The sequence below is a fragment of the Rhodococcus ruber genome (assembly GCF_016804345.1).
In the GTDB taxonomy this organism is placed as follows: domain Bacteria; phylum Actinomycetota; class Actinomycetes; order Mycobacteriales; family Mycobacteriaceae; genus Rhodococcus; species Rhodococcus ruber.
The window spans coordinates 2,953,393-2,972,375 of the sequence record NZ_CP044211.1; the positions used below are offsets into that span (position 1 = coordinate 2,953,393).

Annotated in this window: 17 protein-coding genes; 6 read left to right on the forward strand and 11 right to left on the reverse strand. The window is 71.7% G+C overall.

Annotation, left to right across the window (positions count from 1 at the left end):
• Positions 1-89: 89 nt before the first annotated feature.
• From F1734_RS13755 to tkt, 6 genes are all read right to left on the reverse strand, one after another.
• Positions 90-572 carry an SRPBCC domain-containing protein gene (locus F1734_RS13755; RefSeq protein ID WP_203010688.1) on the reverse strand — a complete coding sequence of 161 codons (483 nt, stop codon included), beginning with the start codon at positions 570-572 and terminating at the stop codon, positions 90-92.
• Positions 573-917: 345 nt separating this feature from the next.
• Positions 918-1,685, reverse strand: coding sequence for a 6-phosphogluconolactonase (pgl, locus tag F1734_RS13760; RefSeq protein ID WP_010595097.1), 768 nt, complete (start codon positions 1,683-1,685; stop codon positions 918-920).
• Entirely contained in the window at positions 1,678-2,586 is a 909-nt protein-coding gene (gene opcA, locus F1734_RS13765) for a glucose-6-phosphate dehydrogenase assembly protein OpcA (protein ID WP_371851032.1), read from the reverse strand. The genes pgl and opcA overlap by 8 nt, the downstream gene beginning before the upstream one ends.
• Positions 2,583-4,124 carry a glucose-6-phosphate dehydrogenase gene (zwf, locus tag F1734_RS13770; RefSeq protein WP_203010689.1) on the reverse strand — a complete coding sequence of 514 codons (1,542 nt, stop codon included), beginning with the start codon at positions 4,122-4,124 and terminating at the stop codon, positions 2,583-2,585. Before zwf ends, opcA begins: the two co-directional genes overlap by 4 nt.
• 4 nt (positions 4,125-4,128) lie before the next feature.
• A complete protein-coding gene (gene tal / locus F1734_RS13775; protein ID WP_026138081.1) occupies positions 4,129-5,265 on the reverse strand; it encodes a transaldolase in 1,137 nt (378 codons plus the stop codon).
• Positions 5,266-5,270: 5 nt separating this feature from the next.
• Positions 5,271-7,373, reverse strand: coding sequence for a transketolase (gene tkt / locus F1734_RS13780; protein ID WP_017682096.1), 2,103 nt, complete (start codon positions 7,371-7,373; stop codon positions 5,271-5,273).
• Between the two features lie 184 nt (positions 7,374-7,557).
• On the opposite strand from tkt, the gene F1734_RS13785 reads away from it, so the two are divergent.
• Positions 7,558-8,535 carry a heme o synthase gene (locus F1734_RS13785; RefSeq protein WP_026138082.1) on the forward strand — a complete coding sequence of 326 codons (978 nt, stop codon included), beginning with the start codon at positions 7,558-7,560 and terminating at the stop codon, positions 8,533-8,535.
• 88 nt (positions 8,536-8,623) lie between these two features.
• On the opposite strand, the gene F1734_RS13790 is transcribed toward F1734_RS13785, so the two are convergent.
• The gene (locus F1734_RS13790; RefSeq protein WP_203010690.1) at positions 8,624-9,589 is read right to left on the reverse strand and encodes a quinone oxidoreductase family protein; all 966 of its coding nucleotides are present in this window, start codon (positions 9,587-9,589) and stop codon (positions 8,624-8,626) included.
• A 22-nt stretch (positions 9,590-9,611) separates the two neighbouring features.
• On the opposite strand from F1734_RS13790, the gene F1734_RS13795 reads away from it, so the two are divergent.
• The gene (locus F1734_RS13795) at positions 9,612-9,953 is read left to right on the forward strand and encodes a hypothetical protein (RefSeq protein ID WP_010595089.1); all 342 of its coding nucleotides are present in this window, start codon (positions 9,612-9,614) and stop codon (positions 9,951-9,953) included.
• Between the two features lie 80 nt (positions 9,954-10,033).
• Here F1734_RS13795 and F1734_RS13800 read toward each other — a convergent pair whose 3' ends face one another.
• The 4 genes from F1734_RS13800 to mptB are packed head-to-tail and all read right to left on the reverse strand — an operon-like array spanning position 10,034 to position 14,526.
• Entirely contained in the window at positions 10,034-10,999 is a 966-nt protein-coding gene (locus F1734_RS13800; protein WP_010595088.1) for a COX15/CtaA family protein, read from the reverse strand.
• A 49-nt stretch (positions 11,000-11,048) separates the two neighbouring features.
• A complete protein-coding gene (locus F1734_RS13805) occupies positions 11,049-11,846 on the reverse strand; it encodes an ABC transporter permease (protein WP_010595087.1) in 798 nt (265 codons plus the stop codon).
• Positions 11,843-12,787 carry an ABC transporter ATP-binding protein gene (locus F1734_RS13810; RefSeq protein WP_010595086.1) on the reverse strand — a complete coding sequence of 315 codons (945 nt, stop codon included), beginning with the start codon at positions 12,785-12,787 and terminating at the stop codon, positions 11,843-11,845. The genes F1734_RS13805 and F1734_RS13810 overlap by 4 nt, the downstream gene beginning before the upstream one ends.
• Positions 12,784-14,526, reverse strand: coding sequence for a polyprenol phosphomannose-dependent alpha 1,6 mannosyltransferase MptB (gene mptB / locus F1734_RS13815; protein WP_072786414.1), 1,743 nt, complete (start codon positions 14,524-14,526; stop codon positions 12,784-12,786). The genes F1734_RS13810 and mptB overlap by 4 nt, the downstream gene beginning before the upstream one ends.
• Positions 14,527-14,623: 97 nt before the next feature.
• Here mptB and F1734_RS13820 point away from each other — a divergent pair, with 97 nt between their 5' ends.
• The 4 genes from F1734_RS13820 (at position 14,624) to sufC (ending at position 18,972) form a co-directional block, all read left to right on the forward strand.
• On the forward strand, positions 14,624-15,364 hold the full coding sequence (locus F1734_RS13820) for a helix-turn-helix transcriptional regulator (protein ID WP_228287153.1): 741 nt from the start codon (positions 14,624-14,626) through the stop codon (positions 15,362-15,364).
• A gap of 91 nt (positions 15,365-15,455) precedes the next feature.
• Positions 15,456-16,901: a Fe-S cluster assembly protein SufB gene (sufB, locus tag F1734_RS13825; RefSeq protein WP_040271542.1), complete on the forward strand. Its 1,446-nt coding sequence runs from the start codon at positions 15,456-15,458 to the stop codon at positions 16,899-16,901.
• Entirely contained in the window at positions 16,902-18,131 is a 1,230-nt protein-coding gene (gene sufD / locus F1734_RS13830; protein ID WP_017682206.1) for a Fe-S cluster assembly protein SufD, read from the forward strand.
• Positions 18,132-18,174: 43 nt separating this feature from the next.
• Positions 18,175-18,972 (forward strand): Fe-S cluster assembly ATPase SufC, encoded by a 798-nt coding sequence (gene sufC / locus F1734_RS13835; RefSeq protein WP_010595079.1) that lies wholly within the window; start codon positions 18,175-18,177, stop codon positions 18,970-18,972.
• The last annotated feature ends 11 nt before the right edge of the window (positions 18,973-18,983 follow it).

Consider the following 18,983-nt stretch of genomic DNA (forward strand, 5'->3'; position numbering starts at 1 on the left):
GGCCGCCGTCCTCCCCGGAAGTTGCGCGGTGCCCCGAGCGTAGAGGACGTTGCCGGCGCAGGCCGGTGATCACCGGAATCGGGTGCGACTCACCGATACTCGTCGGCGAGTTCGAGGTAGCCCTCCCAGTGCGGCAGGGCCCGGCCGCCGAGCACGGCGTCGAGCCGGTCGAGGTAGTACTGCCAGCCGGGACCGATCTCCGAGGTCTCCGACCGCGGGACGTGCCGGTGCGAGAACTCGAGGGTGGTGACGACCCCCACCTGCTTCGTCGTGAGCTCGAGTTGCCACCCGTCCTGGTCGACGACGAGGACGTGGGGCGGGTCGCAGCGCAGGATCCGCACGTCCGTCGTCGCCGTGTCGTGCTCGTCGGTCATCGTCAGCTGCACCCGTCCCGAGGCGGGGTCGCCCGTCCACCGTCCGTACCAGTGTTCGAGCCGGTCGGTCAGCTCCGCCCACACCTCGCCGACCGGCAGGGCGAAGCTGCGCACGTAGTGCAGGGTGACGAGGGAGGACCCGTCCGGACAGCCGTGCTCGGGCCGGATCTCGCCCAGGACGGTGGTCGGGGTGCTCATCGAAGGCTCCTTTCCACGCAGTGCTGTCCCCATTGTGGTCCGCCGGAGCGCAGCCCGCCGGGTATGCGCCGGGCCGTCCCGCGGGAACCGCGGGGGTGGCCGCGGCGTCGAACTGGGCAGGGAACACGGAACTGGGAACACCGAACTGGGCAGGGAACACCGTAGGGGAGGAGCTTCGCGATGGACCGTAGGACGGAGCGATGCCGCCGTGGCCGCCTCACCGGGCTGCGCGCGACCCGCAATCCGAGCTGGGCGGCACGCCTGCGTTGCGGCGTGACCGACGGCCGTGTGCCCCCGGATCCGCGGTCCGGCGGACCCGACCGGGACGGGCGGCGGTGGTGACGGTCAGCCCGCGGGCAGCGCCGCGGCGGCCTCCGTGTCGAGGAACCACACGGTCTGTTCGCGGCCCCGCGCCCCGGCGGCCGGGATGTCCACCGCGTCGGCGCCGCCCACCGCGGCCGCGACGGCCTCGGCCTTGGCCGCGCCGGTGACGAGGAGCCACACCTGCCGGGCACGGCGGACCGCCGGGAGGGTGAGCGTGACCCGCGCGGCGGGCGGCTTGGGGGAGTCGTCGACGCCGACGACGAAGCGATCCTGCTCGCGCACCGCGTCGGTGTGCGGGAACAGCGAGTTGACGTGTCCCTCGCCGCCCATCCCCAGCAGGTGCACGTCGAACTCGGGGGTGCTGCCGTCGGAGGAGTTCGCGGCGAGCACCTGCGCGTACGCGCGGGCCGCCGACTCGGGGGAACCGGCCCCGGCCTCGTCGAGGGTGGGCATCGCGTGCACCCGCGCCGGATCGAGCGGCACGTGGTCGAGCAGCGCCGCGCGGGCCTGGACCTCGTTGCGCTCGGGATCGCCCGGCGGCAGGTACCGCTCGTCACCGAAGTACACGTCGACCGCGGACCAGTCGATTCCGCCGGGAGCCCGCAGGACCGCGTCGAGCACGGCGATGCCGGTGCCGCCGCCGGTCAGCACCACCGCGGCGTGGCCGCGGTCGCGCTGCGCGGCGACCACGGTCTCGACGAACGCTGCGGCGGCCGCCCGCGCGAGCTCGTCGCCCGACTCGAAGCGCCGCACGTGGACGTTCCCGGAGATGTGGCGCGCGTCAGACATATTCCACCTTCGACAGGGCCGTCAGGGCCGCGTGGTACACCTCGTCGGGATCGAGCCGCCGCAGTTCCTCGGCGAGGCATTCCGAGGAGTCGCGGCGTGCGAGCGTGATCAGCGAATCGGGTTTGCCGGTGCGCCGCAGCGTGGCCACGCGCCCGTCCTGAGGCCGCTCGAGCGAGATCGTCTGGGTTCGGGTGCGCAACTCGACCCGCAGATCGCCCACCGCGCGGTGCACCGGGCCGTCGATACGGCTCGCGAGCCAGCCCGCGAGCAGATCCACCGCCGGTTCGCTGCCGAGTCCCGATACCAGCGCCGACTCGACCGGCTCGAACGGTGGCTGGTCGAGCGCGGAGACGAGCAGCGCCCGCCAATACGTGATCCGGCCCCACGCGAGGTCGGTGTCGCCGGGGGTGTAGCCGGACAGCCGCGAGACGATCTCGGTCATCGGGCGCGACGAGTTCGTCGCATCGGTCAGGCGTCGCACGGCGAGCCGCCCCACCGGGTCCGCCGCCGGCACCTCGGGAGGGGTGTTCGGCCACCACACCACCACCGGGGTGTCCGGCAGCAGGAACGGCACGATCACCGATTCCTGGTGGTCGGCGAGCGGGCCGTGCAACGCGAGGATCAGCACCTCCGAGGCCCCGGCGTCACCGCCGATGCGGATCTCCGCATCCATGCGCGGTTCGTCGCCCGCGCGGCCGCGGCCGACGACGATCACGCGGCACGGATGCTCCCGCGACGCCCCGATGGCCGCGGTGATCGCGGCCTCGAGGCCGCGTGGACCGTCGGTGCACACCACCAGGGTGAGCACGCGCCCCTGCGTGACGATGCCGCCGGTCTGCCGCAGCTGGACGAGCTGTTTGCTGATGTCGATCGCGGTGGCGTTGCGCAGCTGCATCCTCACGGGCGTCTCCATTCGCGGCCCGAGCGGCGGAGCATCTCGTCGGCCGACGACGGCCCCCACGTGCCGGCCTCGTACGGCTCGGGCTTGCCGTGCGCCGCCCAGCGCTCGAGCACCGGGTCGAGGATCCTCCACGACAGCTCGACCTCGTCGTCGACAGGGAAGAGCGACGGCACGCCGAGCAGCACGTCGAGGATCAGCCGCTCGTACGCCTCGGGGGAGGACTCGGTGAACGCCTGGCCGTAGCTGAAGTCCATGTTGACGTCGCGGACCTCCATGCTCGAGCCGGGCACCTTGGAACCGAAGCGGAGGGTGACCCCCTCGTCGGGCTGCACGCGGATGACGAGGGCGTTCTGGCCGAGCTCGGTGGTCATCGTCTGGTCGAACGGCAGGTGCGGGGCCCGCTTGAACACGATCGCGATCTCGGTGACGCGCCGGCCCAGACGCTTGCCGGTGCGCAGGTAGAACGGCACTCCGGCCCAGCGGCGGGTGTCGATCTCGCAGGTGATCGCCGCGTAGGTCTCGGTGGTCGAGTCGGCGGCGAAGCCCTGCTCCTCGTGCAGGCCGACGACCTGCCCGCCGTTCTGCCAGCCGGCGATGTACTGGCCGCGCGCGGTGGTCTCGTCGAGGGGCTCGGCGAGCCGGGTCGCGGACAGCACCTTGATCTTCTCCGCCCGCAACTCCGCCGGGTCGAAGCTGATCGGTTCCTCCATCGCGATGAACGCGAGCAGCTGCAGCAGGTGGTTCTGGATCACGTCCCGGCCGGCGCCGATGCCGTCGTAGTAGCCGGCGCGGCCGCCGAGACCGATGTCCTCCGCCATCGTGATCTGCACGTGGTCGACGTAGTGCGCGTTCCACAGCGGATCGAACAACTGATTCGCGAATCGCAACGCCAGGATGTTCTGCACCGTCTCCTTGCCGAGGTAGTGGTCGATGCGGAACACCGCCTCCTCGGGGAACACCTCGGCGACCAGCCGGTTCAGTTCCTGGGCGCTCGTCAGGTCGTGACCGAACGGCTTCTCGATGATCACCCGGCTCCAGGTGCCGTCTTGCGCGATCGCGAGTCCGGACCGTTTGAGCTGCGCGGACACCACCGGGAACGCGTTCGGCGGGATGGACAGGTAAAAGGCGTGGTTGCCGCCCGTGCCGCGGGCCTTGTCCAGCTCGGCCAGCGTCGAGGCGAGTTCGGTGAACGCGGCGTCGTCGTCGAAGCTGCCCTGCACGAACCGGATGCCCTCGGCCAGACGATTCCACACCTCCTCCCGGAACTTGGTGCGCGAGTTGGCCTTCACGGCATCGTGCACGACCTGACCGAAGTCCTCGTCGGCCCAGTCCCGTCGCGCGAAGCCGACGAGCGCGAACCCGGGCGGCAGCAGACCGCGGTTGGCCAGGTCGTACACCGCCGGCATCAGCTTGCGGCGGGCGAGGTCGCCGGTGACCCCGAAGATCACCAGGGCACACGGCCCGGCGATCCGGGGTAGCCGACGATCACGCTCGTCCCGGAGTGGATTGACCCACGCCGCCGTCTCGGGTCCGCGCACCGCGTCAGCTCTTCGCGCCGTGCGCGATCAGCTGCTCGGAGGTGGCGGCGAGCAGCTCGTTCCAGGACACCTCGAACTTCTCGACGCCCTCGTCCTCGAGCTTGCGGAACACCTCGGGCAGGTTCACCCCGATCGTCGACAGCGCGGAGAACACGTTCTCGGCCGCCTTCTCGGTACCGGTGACCGTGTCGCCGGTGACCTCGCCGTGGTCGGCGACGGCCTCGAGGGTCTTCTCCGGCATCGTGTTGACCGTGTTCGGGGCGACCAGTTCGGTGACGTACAGGGTGTCCGAGTAGTCGGGGTTCTTCACCCCGGTCGACGCCCACAGGGCGCGCTGCGGACGCGCACCGGCCGCGGCGAGCTGCTCGAACCGGGCCCCGGACTCGAACGCCCGGCGGTACGCCGCGTACGCCAGGCGGGCGTTGGCGACGCCGGCCTTGCCGCGCAGCGCCAGCGCCTCGGGGGTGCCGATCGCGTCGAGCCGCGCGTCGATCTCGGTGTCGACGCGGGAGACGAAGAACGAGGCCACCGAGTGGATCGTCGACAGCTCGTGCCCGGCCGACTTGGCGGCGGTCAGACCGTCCAGATAGGCCTCGATGACCCGTTCGTAGCGCTCGACCGAGAAGATCAGCGTCACGTTCACGCTGATGCCCTCGCCGATCACGCGGGCGATGGCCGGCAGGCCGGCCACCGTCGCGGGGATCTTGATGAGCAGATTGGGCCGGTCCACGATGCGCCACAGCTCGATCGCCTGCTGCACGGTCGCGTCGGTGGAGTGCGCCAGCCGCGGGTCGACCTCGATGGAGACCCGGCCGTCGACACCGTCGCTGGCCTCGAACACCGGGGCCAGGACGTCGCACGCGGAGCGCACGTCGTCGGTGGTGACGGTGCGGATGGTGGTGTCCACATCGGCGCCGGCCAGCGCGAGCTCCCGGACCTGGGCGTCGTAGACGTGGCCCTTGCTGAGCGCCGCCTGGAAGATCGACGGGTTGGTGGTCACACCCACGACGCTGCGGGTGGCGATCAGCTCGGCGAGGTTGCCGGTCTCGATGCGGTCCCGGGACAGGTCGTCGAGCCACACGGACACCCCGGCGGCCGAGAGCTGGACGAGATTCGCGTTCTGGGTTACCTGCTGGGTCATCGGGATCATCCCTTCACTCGGGTCAGCGAGCGGCGGGCGGCGTCGACGACGGCCTCGGCGGTGATGCCGAACTCGCGGAACAGGGTCTTGTGGTCGGCGGAGGCGCCGAAGTGCTCGAGCGAGACGGCCTCGCCGGCGTCGCCGAGCAGGCGGTGCCACGGCATCGCCAGTCCGGCCTCGACGGAGACACGCGCACGCACCGCCGGCGGGAGCACCTCGTCGCGGTACGCCTGGTCCTGCTGGAGGAACCAGTCGAGGACCGGCACGGAGACCACGCGGGTGGGCACACCGTCGGCCTCGAGTACCTCGCGGGCGGCGACGGCGAGCTGCAGCTCGGAGCCGGTGCCGAGCAGGATCACCTCGGGCGTGCCGGTGGACGCCTCGGCGAGCACGTACGCGCCGCGGGGCAGGCCCTCGGCGGCCTTCTCCCGGGTGCCCGCGAGCACCGGCACATCCTGGCGGGTCAGGGCCAGGGCGGTCGGGCCGGTCTTGTTCTCCAGCGCCGCGGCCCACGCGAACGAGGTCTCGTTCGCGTCGCCGGGACGGATCACGGCCAGATTCGGGATCGCGCGCAGCGCGGTGAGGTGCTCGACCGGCTGATGGGTCGGGCCGTCCTCGCCGAGACCGATCGAATCGTGGGTCCACACGTAGATCGCCGGGGTCTGCATGAGCGCGGCGAGCCGCACGGCGGGACGCATGTAGTCGCTGAACACCAGGAAGGTGCCGCCGTAGGGGCGGGTCGGGCCGTGCAGGGCGATGCCGTTGAGGATCGAACCCATCGCGTGCTCGCGCACACCGAAGTGCAGCGTCCGCCCGTAGGGCTGGGCGTTCCAGTCCTTCGTGGAGATCGACACCGGGCCGAACGAGTCCGAGCCGGGGATCGTGGTGTTGTTCGAGCCCGCCAGGTCGGCCGAACCGCCCCACAGCTCGGGCAGCACCGGGCCGAGCGCGGCGAGGGCGCTGCCGGACGCCTTACGGGTGGCCGGGCCCTTGGCGGCCGGCTCGTAGGTGGGCAGGACCTCGGTCCAGCCGGCGGGGAACTCCCCGGCCTGTAACCGGTCGAACAGTTCCTTGCGCTGCGGCTCCCGGCCGGCCCACGCGTCGAACTCGGCCTGCCATGCGGTGCGGGCCGCCGCGCCGCGCTCGACGACGCCGCGGGTGTGCTCGATCACCGCCGGGTCGACGTCGAAGTGCCGCTCCGGGTCGAACCCGAGGGCGGTCTTGACGGCGGCGACCTCCTCGGCGCCGAGGGCGGCGCCGTGCACGTCGCCGGTGTTCATCTTGGTCGGCGCCGGGTAGCCGATGATCGTGCGCAGCACGACGAGCGACGGCTTGTCGGTGACGGCCTTGGCGGCCTCGACGGCGTCGAGGATCGCGGTGACGTTCTCGCCGCCCTCGACGGTCTGCACATGCCAGCCGTAGGCCTCGTAGCGCCGGGCGACATCCTCACCGAGGGCGATCGCCGTGTCGTGCTCGATGGAGATCTTGTTGTCGTCGTAGAAGACGATCAGGTTGCCGAGCTGCTGCACGCCCGCGAGGGACGAGGCCTCCGACGTCACGCCCTCTTCGATGTCGCCGTCGGAGGCGAGGACGTAGATGTGGTGGTCGAACGGGCTCGCGCCGGTCGCGGTGTCCGGATCGAACAGGCCGCGCTCCCGGCGCGCCGCCATCGCCATGCCCACGGCGGAGGCCAGGCCCTGCCCGAGCGGGCCGGTGGTCATCTCCACCCCCGCGGTGTGCCCGAACTCGGGGTGGCCCGGCGTCTTCGAACCCCACGTGCGCAGCGCCTCGAGGTCGGCGAGTTCGAGCCCGTACCCCGACAGGTACAGCTGGATGTACAGCGTCAGGCTCGAGTGTCCGCACGAGAGCACGAACCGGTCCCGTCCCACCCAGTGCGGGTCGGTCGGGTCGTGCCGCATCACTTTCTGGAACAGCGTGTAGGCCACGGGGGCAAGGCTCATCGCCGTGCCGGGGTGCCCGTTGCCCACCTTCTGGACCGCGTCGGCGGCGAGCACGCGGGCGGTGTCGACGGCCTTGGTGTCGAGGTCGGTCCAGTCGGCGGGGTGCACTGCCTGGGTGAGGGAGCGGATCTCGTCTGTGATCGACACGAGCAGAAGTCTCCTGACATGGGTATACGGGGAGCGTGCGGGCGCGAGAGCCTCGAGCGCCCCTCCAGAGTAATGTGCTGCGCTTTGCGGGTCGATTCGGTCCGGGCCTGCGCGACGTCTACCATCGTTCGTAGTAGAGCGACGGCGAGCGAAGGTGCGTAATCGCGTGGTGCAAGGAGACAGGGTGCGGGCAGGGCAACGGCCGGGAGGTCACGGCTTCGGCGCCCCCGAGGCACCTGGACCGCCTCGCCCCGACACGATGTGGGGACGCGTTTCGGGCACGGTGCTCGCCTATATCGCGCTGACCAAGCCGCGCGTGATCGAGTTGCTGCTGGTGGCGACGATCCCGGCGATGCTCTTCGCCGACCGCGGCGAGGTGGACCTGGTGCTCATCGCGAGCACCCTGTTCGGCGGGTGGATGGGTGCGGCGAGCGCGAATGCCCTCAACTGCGTCGTCGACGCCGACATCGACAAGGTCATGAAGCGGACGGCGCTGCGGCCGCTGGCCCGGCAGGCCGTCCCGACCCGGCACGCGTTCGTGTTCGGCGCGGTGCTCGGCGTCGTGTCGTTCCTGTGGTTGTGGTGGCGGGCGAATCTGCTCGCCGGCCTGCTCGTGGTCGCCACGATCGCCTTCTACGTCCTGGTGTACACGATGGTCCTCAAGCGCAGGACCTGGCAGAACGTGGTGTGGGGCGGGGCCGCCGGGTGCATGCCCGTGATGGTCGGCTGGGCCGCGGTCACCGGCTCGCTGAGCTGGGAACCGATCGTGCTGTTCCTGGTGATCTTCTTCTGGACACCGCCGCACACCTGGGCGCTGGCGATGCGGTACAAGGAGGACTACAAGGCCGCCGGCGTGCCCATGCTGCCCGTGATCGCGAGCGAGCAGCACGTCACCAAGCAGATCCTGCTCTACACCTGGGCGACCGTCCTGGCGACGCTGGTGCTCGTGCCGGCCGCCGGCCTGGTGTACGCGGCGGTGACCGTCGCCGCCGGCGCCTGGTTCCTGCTCGTCGCGCATCAGCTGTACCGCAGCGTCCGGGGCGGGGCGGCGGTCAAGCCCCTCAAGCTGTTCCTGCAGTCGAACAACTACCTCGCCCTGGTGTGCCTGGGCCTGGCCGTGGACTCGGTGCTCGACCTGCGCACCATCGCCTCGTTCTTCTGATCCGCCTTCCGCGCGGCTCCGGGACCCGGCGAATGTACCGTCCGCTGCCGGAGAGCGACGGAAACGGTACTTCCGCCCGGAGCGAACCTCAGGGGAGCAGCACGATCGAGCCGGTCGTGCGACGGGCCTCGAGGTCGCGGTGTGCCTGCTCCGCCTGTGCCAGCGGGTACCGCGCGCCGACCCGGACGGTGAGGGTCCCGTCCGCGACGGCGGCGAACACCTCGCCCGCCCGCCACATCAGCTCCTCGCGGGTGCGCACGTGGTGCGCGAGGGTCGGCCGGGTGACGTACAGCGAGCCGGCGGGGTTGAGCCGCTGCAGATCGAACGGCGGCACCGGACCGCTGGCCGCGCCGAACAGCGCCAACGTGCCGCGGATGCGCAGCGAGGCGAGCGACGACTCGAACGTGGCCGCGCCGACGCCGTCGTAGACCGCCGCGACGCCCTCCCCGCCGGTGAGCTCCCGGACCTGCTCGGCGAGGTCGTCGGTGTAGCGCAGCACCTCGGCGGCGCCCGCGCCGCGCGAGAGGGTTTCCTTCTCGTCGGAGGAGACGGTCGTGATCACCCGCACGTCCTTCGCGGCGGCGAGCTGGGTGAGCAGCAGGCCCACCCCACCGGCGCCCGCGTGCACGAGCACGGTCTCGCCGGGCTGCGCCGGATACGTCGAATTGAGCAGGTAGTGCGCGGTCATGCCCTGGAGCAGCGCCGACGCCGCCTGCTCGGCGGGAACCGCGTCGGGCACGGGCACCGCCACCGCCGCCGGCACGAGCACCTGTTCGGCGTAGGAACCGTCGGCCGCTGCCCAGCTCACCCGATCGCCGACCGCGACGCCGCCCACGCCCTCACCGACCGCGACGACCCGTCCGGTGCCCTCGGATCCGGGAATGTACGGCAACTCCCGGGGGTAGAGCCCGGTGCGGAAGTAGGTGTCGATGTAGTTGACGCCCACGGCGTCGGTCCGGACCAGCAGCTCGCCCGGCCCCGGCTCGGGAGCGGGGAGCTCGACGGGGGTGAGCACCTCGGGGCCGCCGAACCGTGCCACTTCGATTGCACGCATACGTTCACAGTATTCTGCAGGCATGAGCGCCGATACTCAGGTCGTGGCCGCACCGGCCGACATCGTGAAATCCCTCCGCAGCTTCGTCGCCGCGCACGGTGGCTCCGCCAAGGCGGTGCTGCAGCCGGTCGCGCGGGGCGCGGTGCGCATCACCGTCGTCGCCGAGGACGGGGTGCTCGGCGACCGGGTGGTGCGCGATCTCGCCACGGCGCACGCGGTGGTCGAGGCGCTGCCCGGCGTCACGGTCTCGGAGTGGGATCGCGAAGTGACCAGCATCGCGACGCCGCAGCAGGGCCACTGGAAGAAGATGGCCGGCTGGGTGGCCCGTCAGACCCGGTTCCCGCGGGCCCGCAACGAACGCTGACCGATCCTCGAACGGCTCCGGGGGTCACCCGTCCTGGGTGGCCCCCGGAACCGTTTCTCCGGCGCGCGTGCGCCCGGGGGTCAGACGGCGACCGGTTCGCGGGCCGGTTCGGTGGTGCGGACCCGTCCCGCCGCCCACACCGCTGCCGTCGCGGCCGTGCACAGCCCGGCGCCGGCGACGTGCACGGCGACGAGGGCGGCGGGCACGTCGGTGAAGTACTGCACGACCCCGACGAGGGCCTGGGCGACGACGAGGGCGAGCAGCACGTGCAGGCGCGTCTTCACCGCCTGCGGCGCGGCCACGGCGTACAGCGCGAAGGCGAGGCCGACGAGCAAGCCGAGGTATCCGACGAGCAGTTCGGCGTGCAGGTGCACCAGGGACTCGATGTCGATCTCGAGGCGCGGCACCGGCCGATCGGCGCTCTTGTCGCCGGCGTGCGGGCCGGCGCCGGTGACCATCGTGCCCGCGACGAGCACCCCGGCGAGCAGTACGGCGGACAGCGCGGTCAGGGTCCGGAGCGGGCGCGGGATCGTCTCCACGACCGCCCCGTCGTCGGGCTCGCCGACCTTCGCATGCAGCAGCACCGCCAGCCACACCATCAGCATCGACGCCAGCAGGTGCACCGCGACGGTCCACCAGGCCAGGCCGGCGAGCACGGTGATGCCACCGATGACGGCCTGCAGGACGGTGCCGGCGGGCATCAGCCACGCGTAGACGAGAACCTCGCGGCGGCGCCGGGCCCGGGTCACGGCCAGCACGACCGCCGCGGCGGACGCGACGACGACGAACGTCAGCAGCCGGTTGCCGAACTCGACGACCTGGTGCAGGGTGGCGACCTCCTCGGAGACACCGACGGGCACGAAGCTGCCCGGGAAGCACTGGGGCCAGGTGGGGCACCCCAGGCCGGACGCGGTCACGCGGACGATCGACCCGGTCACGGCGATGCCGCCCTGGGTCAGGATCGCGATCAGCGCGAGCAGCCGCTGGGTCCGCAGGGACGGCAGGGGCAGACGGTCGACAAGGCGCAGGAAGCCGCGATACAGCACATCGACGATGGTACGGGCCGGTCCACTACAGCCTGTAGTGGGGTGCCGGTCAGACGAACCGGAACAGTCTGCTCGCCAGGACCCCGCCGGCGGCCGCCCACGCGCCGAGGATCGCCACGGCCAGCCAGTCGACGCTGCCGCGCAGCGCCGCGTCGAGGGCGAGGGCGAGCGCCCCGGACGGGACCAGGCGCGCCAGATGCACCACCGCATCGGGCAGACCGCCGCCGGCGAGGACGACGCTGCCGATCCCGAGCAGCACGAACCAGATGATGTTGGCCAGCGCCAGCACGATCTCGGCGCGCAGGGTGCCGCCGAGCAGCAGACCCAGGGTGGCGAACGTCACGGTGCCCAGGGCGATGACGGCGGCGCCGAGCAGCAGCCCGACCGGGTCCGGGCGCCAGCCGAGGGCGAGACCGATGCCGCCCAGCAGAATCGACTGCAGTGCGACGACGAGGGCCACCGCACCGCTCTTGCCTGCGATGATGCCCCATTTCGGCAGGGCGGTGGCGCCGAGTCTTTTCAATGCACCGTATCTGCGGTCGAATCCGACCGCGATGGCCTGCCCGGTGAACGCCGTCGACATCACCGCGACCATCATCACCGCCGGCAGCACGCGCTCGACGCGGGCCTCGCCCAGATCGCCGATCGGGAGCAGGGTGAGCCCGATCAGCAGGGTGATCGGGATGAACATCGTCAGCAGCAGCTGCTCGCCGTTGCGCAGCAGGAGCACCAGCTCCATGCGGGTCTGCGCGGCGAGCATCGCCGCCGGGCCGTTCGGGCGGGGCGCGGGAGCGAAGGTGCCGGGCGCGAACCGGTTCGCCGCCAGGCGCTCGTGCGAGGTGCTCATCCGCGGATCTCCCGTCCGGTCAGGTCCAGGAACACGTCCTCGAGGCTGCGCTGGTCCACCCGGATCTCGCGGGCCAGGACACCCTGGTCGGCGCACCACGCGGCGGCCGCCGCGACGACCTGCGGATCGATGGGGCCCTCGACGAGATACCGGCCGGGACCGGCCTCGCGCACCCGGAACGCGTCCGTCACCGCGGCACGCAGGGGAGCGAGATCCAGCCCCGGGGCGGCGGTGAGCCACAACTGGCCCTCCGCGCCGGTGCTGGCGACCTCGGCGGGGGTGCCGGCGGCCACGATCCGGCCGTGATCGATGATGACGACCTCGTCGGCGAGTTCCTCCGCCTCGTCCATCAGGTGCGTGGTGAGCAGCACCGCGACGCCGTCGCGCCGCAGGGCGTCGATCAGTTCCCACACCAGCAGCCGCGCCTGCGCGTCCAGACCGGCGGTCGGTTCGTCGAGGAAGACGAGTTCGGGCCGGCCGACGAGGGCGCAGGCCAGCGCGAGCCGCTGCTGCTGCCCGCCGGACAGCCGCCGATAGGGGGTGCGCCGTGCCTCCTCGAGCCCGAGGCTGCGCAGCAGCCAGGCCGGATCGAGCGGATCCGCGGAGTAGGCGGCCACCAGATCGAGCATCTCCCCGGCCTTGGACCCCGGATAGGCGCCGCCGCCCTGCAGCATGACCCCGATCCGCGGGCGCAGGGCCTCGGAGTCGGCGATCGGGTCGAGCCCGAGGACCCGCACGGTCCCGGAGTCGGGGGTGACGAAGCCCTCGCACATCTCCACGGTGGTGGTCTTGCCGGCACCGTTGGGGCCGAGCAGCGCGAGCACCTGGGCGCGGTCGACGGTCAGGTCGAGCCCGTCGACGGCGGTGAGGTCGCCGAACCGCTTGACGACGCCCTCGAGGCGGACGGCGGGCGGCGCAGCGACGGGGGATCTCGAGGTCACGAGGTTCCAGCGTAGGCGCCGGGCGAATCGGCGGGACGCGGTGGTGCGTCGTCCTCGTCGCGCCAGGGCAGCCGGTTGCGGGTGGCGAAGATCGCGAGCCCCACCACGACGACCGTCGCGATGGCCGCCTGCACGATGATGAACGGCTGGTACTCGCCGCCGTTGGGCATCAGGATCACGCTCACCAGCGACGAGAACGCCACGGTGGGGAGCCGGAAGATCGGCCGGGTGGCCCACGCGGCCAGCGGGATCACCGCCCACAGCAGGTACCAGGGCTGCACCACCGGGAACAGCAGCACGATCGCGCCGAGGGACACCCCGAGCGCGCCCACCGGATGCAGCCGGCCGGTGAGCACCGCCAGCATCATCCGCACCGTCACCAGCGCCGCGATCAGCGCGGCGACGGGCCGGGTGAGCGACAGGATCGCGGTCGTGTGATCACCGAGACCGAGCAACACCCCGGCCAGGCCGGTGCCCAGGCCGAGCAGCGTCGGGATGGACATCCAGCTGCGCACCTCCGTCGCGGTCCCGAGGGTCTGCGTCCAGCCGAACCCGAGCCCGCTGCCCCAGCTGACCGCGCCCACGACGACGACGGCGACCACGGCGAGCAACGCGGCGGCGGAGACCACCGCGCGCACGGTGCCGCCCCAGCGGTGCGCGAGCGCCATCCCGACGAAGCCGAGGGCGAGCAGCGACGGCACCTTGACCATCGCCGACAGCGCGATCACCGCGGAGCCCGCCAGCAGCCAGCCCAGCGCCCGGCCGCGCAGCGGCGCCGCCGGATCGGCGGTGTGGATGCCGCGCAGCGCCAGCTCGAGACCGGCCAGCATGAGACCGAGCATCAGGGCCTCGTTGTGGATGCCGGCGACGAGGTGGAACAGCAGCAGGGGATTGGCCGCACCGAGCCACAGGGCGCTGACGGCGGCGACACCGCAGCGGCGCGCGAGCCGCGGCAGCGCCCACACGATCAGCGCGACCCCGGCGAGCGCGGTCAAGCGGTGCAGGAACACCCCGGCGACGATGTTCTCGCCCGTCAGGTCGGTGATCCGCTGCCCGAGCCACAGGATCGCCGGCCCGTACGGCGCCGGCGTGTCGCGCCAGATGTTGGGCACGGTGCGGGTCAGGACGTGGTCGACCCCCAGGGCGCCGGCGGGGCCGATCCCGTAGGGATCGAGGCCGCGGGCGGCGATCTCGCTCTGCGCCAGATACGAGTAGACGTCCTTGCTGAACATCGGGGGCGCCACCGTCAACGGCAGGATCCACAGCAGCAGGGTGCGGTCGAGCTGGGACCGGCTCAGGCGTCGGGGCACCCCGTCCGGGTCGCGGCGGCCGACGGCGAAGCGACCGAGCAGCAGCCAGGCCAGCACCACCAGCACGGTGCCCGTCATGGTCAGCGTCAGCGCGGCGCTGGGCATGCGCGCGGGCAGCCCGAGCACCCGCAGGCCCTGGACGGGGTTCTGCAGCACCGGCTGCGCTCCCGCGCCGAGCGCGCCGACCGCCATGAGCACGGTGCCCGTCGCGCCGAACAGCCGGATGCGGTGCAGCTGGGTGGTCTCGGTGGCGTCGAGACCACGCCCCTCGAGTTCGTCGCCGTGCAGGATCGTGGCCACGGCGGGGCCGCCGCCGCGCCCGTCGAGTCCGAGGGCGCGCCGGCCGAGTTCGGCGGCGCGGGCCCCGAGGGCCGCGGCGCGGCGGCTCGGCGCCGGCCCGGTCGGGTCGGGTTCCACGGTGGACGGCACGCGAGCAGCGTAGCGGGGACGGAAACCGGGACTTTGCCGCCTGTAAGGTAGGGCACCCTTTGTAGACCGGCCGGGGCAATTCCGTCACACTGGTGTTGTGAAAACGACGTCCGATACCGGGGTGCACGGGGAACGCGCAGGTCATCCGCCTGCCGGGTTGCCGGTCGCCCAGGTGCCGGGCGCCCACGAGGGGCAGACCCGGGCGGCGGTGGTGCAGCTGCTGCTCGAGGAGGGACCGATCACGGCCACCGAGATCGGCGCCCGTCTCGGACTGAGCGCGGCCGGGGTGCGCCGCCACCTCGACGCCCTCATCGACACCGGCGAGGCCCAGGCGGCTCCGCCACCTCGGCGGGAGGGCCGGGGGCGGGGACGGCCGGCGCGCCGCTTCCAGCTCACCGCGGTGGGCCGGGCACGGCTGGGGCATTCCTACGACGACCTGGCCAGCGCCGCGATGCGGCACCTGCGGGAGGTCGGCGGCGAGGCGGCGGTCGAGGACTTCGCCCGGCGTCGCGTGCAGTCCCTGCTCGGCGGGGTCACCCCGGTCGAGTCCGGGAGCGGCGCCGAGATCGAGGACACCGCCGAGGACATCGCGGCGGCGTTCACCGATGCGGGGTTCGCGGCCTCGACCCGGCGGGTCGGCACCGGCGTGCAGATCTGCCAGCACCACTGCCCGGTCTCGCACGTCGCCGAGCAGTTCCCCGAGCTCTGCGAGGCCGAGCTCGAGGCGTTCACCCGGATTCTCGGCACCCACGTCCAGCGGCTGGCGACCATCGCCAACGGCGACAGCTTCTGCACCACCCACGTGCCGGTGCCGCCGTCGGACGCCCGGAAGACCTGAGCAGGACCCGCACATCCCCGACAGAAGCACGACGTTGTCCGCCGGCGACCAGCCCTCGCCGGCACCGAACAAGACTCCGGAAGGAGCTCACATGACCGTCACATCGGATCAGGCGTCGGCCGGCGCGCCGCTGACACAGGAGGAGACCATCGCGTCCCTCGGTCACTACGGCTACGGCTGGTCGGATCCCGACGCGGCCGGCGCCACGGCCCAGCGAGGGCTGTCCGAGGCGGTCGTGCGCGACATCTCCGCGAAGAAGAACGAGCCCGAGTGGATGCTCGACATCCGCCTCAAGGCGCTGCGCACCTTCGAGAAGAAGCCGATGCCGGGGTGGGGTTCGAACCTCGAGGGCATCGACTTCGACAACATCAAGTACTTCGTGCGCTCCACCGAGAAGCAGGCCACGAGCTGGGAAGAACTGCCGGAGGACATCAAGAACACCTACGACAAGCTCGGCATCCCCGAGGCCGAGAAGCAGCGCCTCGTCGCCGGGGTCGCCGCCCAGTACGAGTCCGAGGTGGTCTACCACCAGATCCGTGAGGACCTCGAGTCCCAGGGCGTGATCTTCCTCGACACCGACACCGGCCTGCGCGAGCACCCCGAGATCTTCAAGGAGTACTTCGGGTCGGTCATCCCGGCCGGCGACAACAAGTTCTCCGCGCTGAACACCGCCGTGTGGTCGGGCGGCTCGTTCATCTACGTCCCGCCCGGCGTGCACGTCGACATCCCGCTGCAGGCCTACTTCCGGATCAACACCGAGAACATGGGCCAGTTCGAGCGGACCCTGATCATCGTCGACGAGGGCGCCTCCGTGCACTACGTCGAGGGCTGCACCGCCCCGATCTACAAGTCGGACTCGCTGCACTCGGCGGTGGTGGAGATCATCGTCAAGAAGGGCGGGCACTGCCGCTACACGACGATCCAGAACTGGTCGAACAACGTCTACAACCTCGTCACCAAGCGCACCAAGGTCGAGGCCGGTGGCTCGATGGAGTGGATCGACGGCAACATCGGCTCCAAGGTCACCATGAAGTACCCGGCCGTGTGGATGATGGGCGAGCACGCGCGCGGCGAGGTGCTCTCCGTGGCGTTCGCCGGCGAGGGCCAGCACCAGGACACCGGCGCGAAGATGCTGCACCTGGCGCCGCACACCTCCTCGACCATCGTGTCGAAGTCCGTGGCCCGCGGCGGTGGACGCGCCTCCTACCGCGGCCTGGTGCAGGTCAACAAGGGCGCGCACGGGTCGAAGTCGACCGTCAAGTGCGATGCGCTGCTCGTCGATCAGATCTCCCGCTCGGACACCTACCCGTACGTCGACATCCGTGAGGACGACGTGACGATGGGGCACGAGGCGACCGTCTCCAAGGTCTCCGACGATCAGCTGTTCTACCTGATGAGCCGCGGCCTGACCGAGGACGAGGCGATGGCGATGGTGGTGCGTGGCTTCGTCGAGCCCATCGCCAAGGAGCTGCCGATGGAGTACGCGCTCGAGCTCAACCGCCTGATCGAACTGCAGATGGAAGGGGCAGTCGGCTAAATGACTGCGGAAGCGAAGAACACCCCCGCCACCGGCTCGCCGGTCGTCGCCACCGGGGTGCAGGGAGCCGCGCGCTCGGAGAAGGCCGCCGGGCCGGCCGTGAACAAGGGGGAGGTGTTCACGTCGTTCGACGTGGACGCCTTCGAGATCCCCTCCGGCCGCGACGAGGCGTGGCGATTCACCCCGCTGCGCCGCCTGCGGGGCCTGCACGACGGCACCGCGGTCGCCGACGGCACCGCCACCGTGGAGGTCACCCCCGTGGACGGCGTGCAGGTCGAGACCGTCGGCCGCGACGACACCCGCCTCGGCGAGGGCGGCGTGCCCGCCGACCGCGTCGCCGCCCAGGCCTACTCGGGCTTCACCACCGCCACCGTCGTCACGGTCGGCCGCGAGGTCGAGGTTCCCGAGCCCGTCACGATCACCGTCACCGGCCCCGGCGAGGGCAAGGTCGCGTTCGGGCACCTGCAACTGCGGCTCGAGCCGTTCGCGTCGGTCACCGTGGTCCTCGACCAGCGCGGTTCCGGCACCTACGCCGAGAACGTCGAGTTCGTCCTCGGCGACAGCTCGCGCCTGAACATCGTCGCCGTCCAGGACTGGGCCGACGACGCGGTGCACGTGGCGGCCCACCATGCCCGCCTCGGCCGCGACGCCGTGCTGCGGCACTTCACCGTCGGGCTCGGCGGTGACCTCGTGCGCGTGTCCCCGACGGTCCGGTACGACGCACCCGGCGGCGACGCCGAGATGCTCGGCCTGTACTTCGCCGACGCCGGCCAGCACCTCGAGCAGCGCCTGCTCGTCGACCACGCGCAGCCGCACTGCAAGTCCAACGTCGTGTACAAGGGGGCGCTGCAGGGCGATCCCGGCTCCGGCAAGCCGGACGCGCACACGGTGTGGATCGGGGACGTGCTCATCCGCGCCGAGGCCGAGGGCACCGACACCTTCGAGCTCAACCGCAACCTGGTGCTCACCGACGGGGCTCGCGCCGACTCGGTGCCCAACCTCGAGATCGAGACCGGCGAGATCGTCGGTGCCGGCCACGCCAGCGCCACCGGCCGGTTCGACGACGAGCAGCTGTTCTACCTGCGTGCCCGCGGCATCTCCGAGGAGCAGGCCCGCCGGCTGGTGGTCCGGGGGTTCTTCCACGAACTCGTCGAGAAGATCACCGTGCCCGCCGTCCGGGAGCGGCTCGAGGCCGCCATCGAGGCCGAACTCGCCGCCGTCGGCGCCTGACCCCCACCCGTTCTCCCATATTCGCGAAGGAACCGTTACCGACATGTCCACCGAGCAGAACGTCCTCGAGATCAAGGACCTGCACGTCCGCGTCGCCCAGACCGACGACAACGCCGAGCCGATCGACATCCTCAAGGGCGTGAACCTCACCGTCCGGTCCGGGGAGACCCACGCCATCATGGGCCCCAACGGCTCGGGCAAGTCCACCCTGTCGTACGCCATCGCCGGCCACCCCAAGTACGAGGTGACCTCCGGGTCGATCACCCTCAACGGCGAGGACGTGCTCGCGATGAGCGTGGACGAGCGGGCCCGCGCCGGCCTGTTCCTGGCCATGCAGTACCCCGTCGAGGTCCCGGGCGTGTCCATGTCGAACTTCCTGCGCACCGCCGCGACCGCGGTCCGCGGTGAGGCCCCGAAGCTGCGCCACTGGGTCAAGGAGGTCAAGTCGGCGATGACCGAACTCGACATCGACCCGGCGTTCGGCGACCGGTCCGTCAACGAGGGCTTCTCCGGCGGCGAGAAGAAGCGCCACGAGATCCTCCAGCTGGGCCTGCTCGCGCCGAAGATCGCCATCCTCGACGAGACCGACTCCGGCCTCGACGTCGACGCCCTGCGCGTGGTCTCCGAGGGCGTCAACCGCTACCAGGAACGCGAGCACGGCGGCGTGCTGCTGATCACCCACTACACCCGCATCCTGCGCTACATCAAGCCGCAGTTCGTGCACGTGTTCGTCGGTGGCCGCGTCGTCGAGTCCGGCGGCCCGGAGCTCGCCGACGAACTCGAGACGAACGGTTACGTGCGCTTCACCCAGGCCGCCGCGGCCGCGGGTGCCGACAAGTAAGGAACGGTGAG

What these genes read in the sequence shown, in the direction of transcription:
- sufC (WP_010595079.1), top strand. Translation starts at nt 18,175, where the DNA reads ATGTCCACCGAGCAGAACGTCCTCGAGATCAAGGACCTGCACGTCCGC.
- F1734_RS13795 (WP_010595089.1), top strand. Translation starts at nt 9,612, where the DNA reads ATGAGCGCCGATACTCAGGTCGTGGCCGCACCGGCCGACATCGTGAAA.
- tal (WP_026138081.1), bottom strand. Translation starts at nt 5,265, where the DNA reads ATGACCCAGCAGGTAACCCAGAACGCGAATCTCGTCCAGCTCTCGGCC.
- F1734_RS13805 (WP_010595087.1), bottom strand. Translation starts at nt 11,846, where the DNA reads ATGAGCACCTCGCACGAGCGCCTGGCGGCGAACCGGTTCGCGCCCGGC.
- pgl (WP_010595097.1), bottom strand. Translation starts at nt 1,685, where the DNA reads ATGTCTGACGCGCGCCACATCTCCGGGAACGTCCACGTGCGGCGCTTC.
- F1734_RS13790 (WP_203010690.1), bottom strand. Translation starts at nt 9,589, where the DNA reads ATGCGTGCAATCGAAGTGGCACGGTTCGGCGGCCCCGAGGTGCTCACC.
- F1734_RS13755 (WP_203010688.1), bottom strand. Translation starts at nt 572, where the DNA reads ATGAGCACCCCGACCACCGTCCTGGGCGAGATCCGGCCCGAGCACGGC.
- sufD (WP_017682206.1), top strand. Translation starts at nt 16,902, where the DNA reads ATGACTGCGGAAGCGAAGAACACCCCCGCCACCGGCTCGCCGGTCGTC.
- sufB (WP_040271542.1), top strand. Translation starts at nt 15,456, where the DNA reads ATGACCGTCACATCGGATCAGGCGTCGGCCGGCGCGCCGCTGACACAG.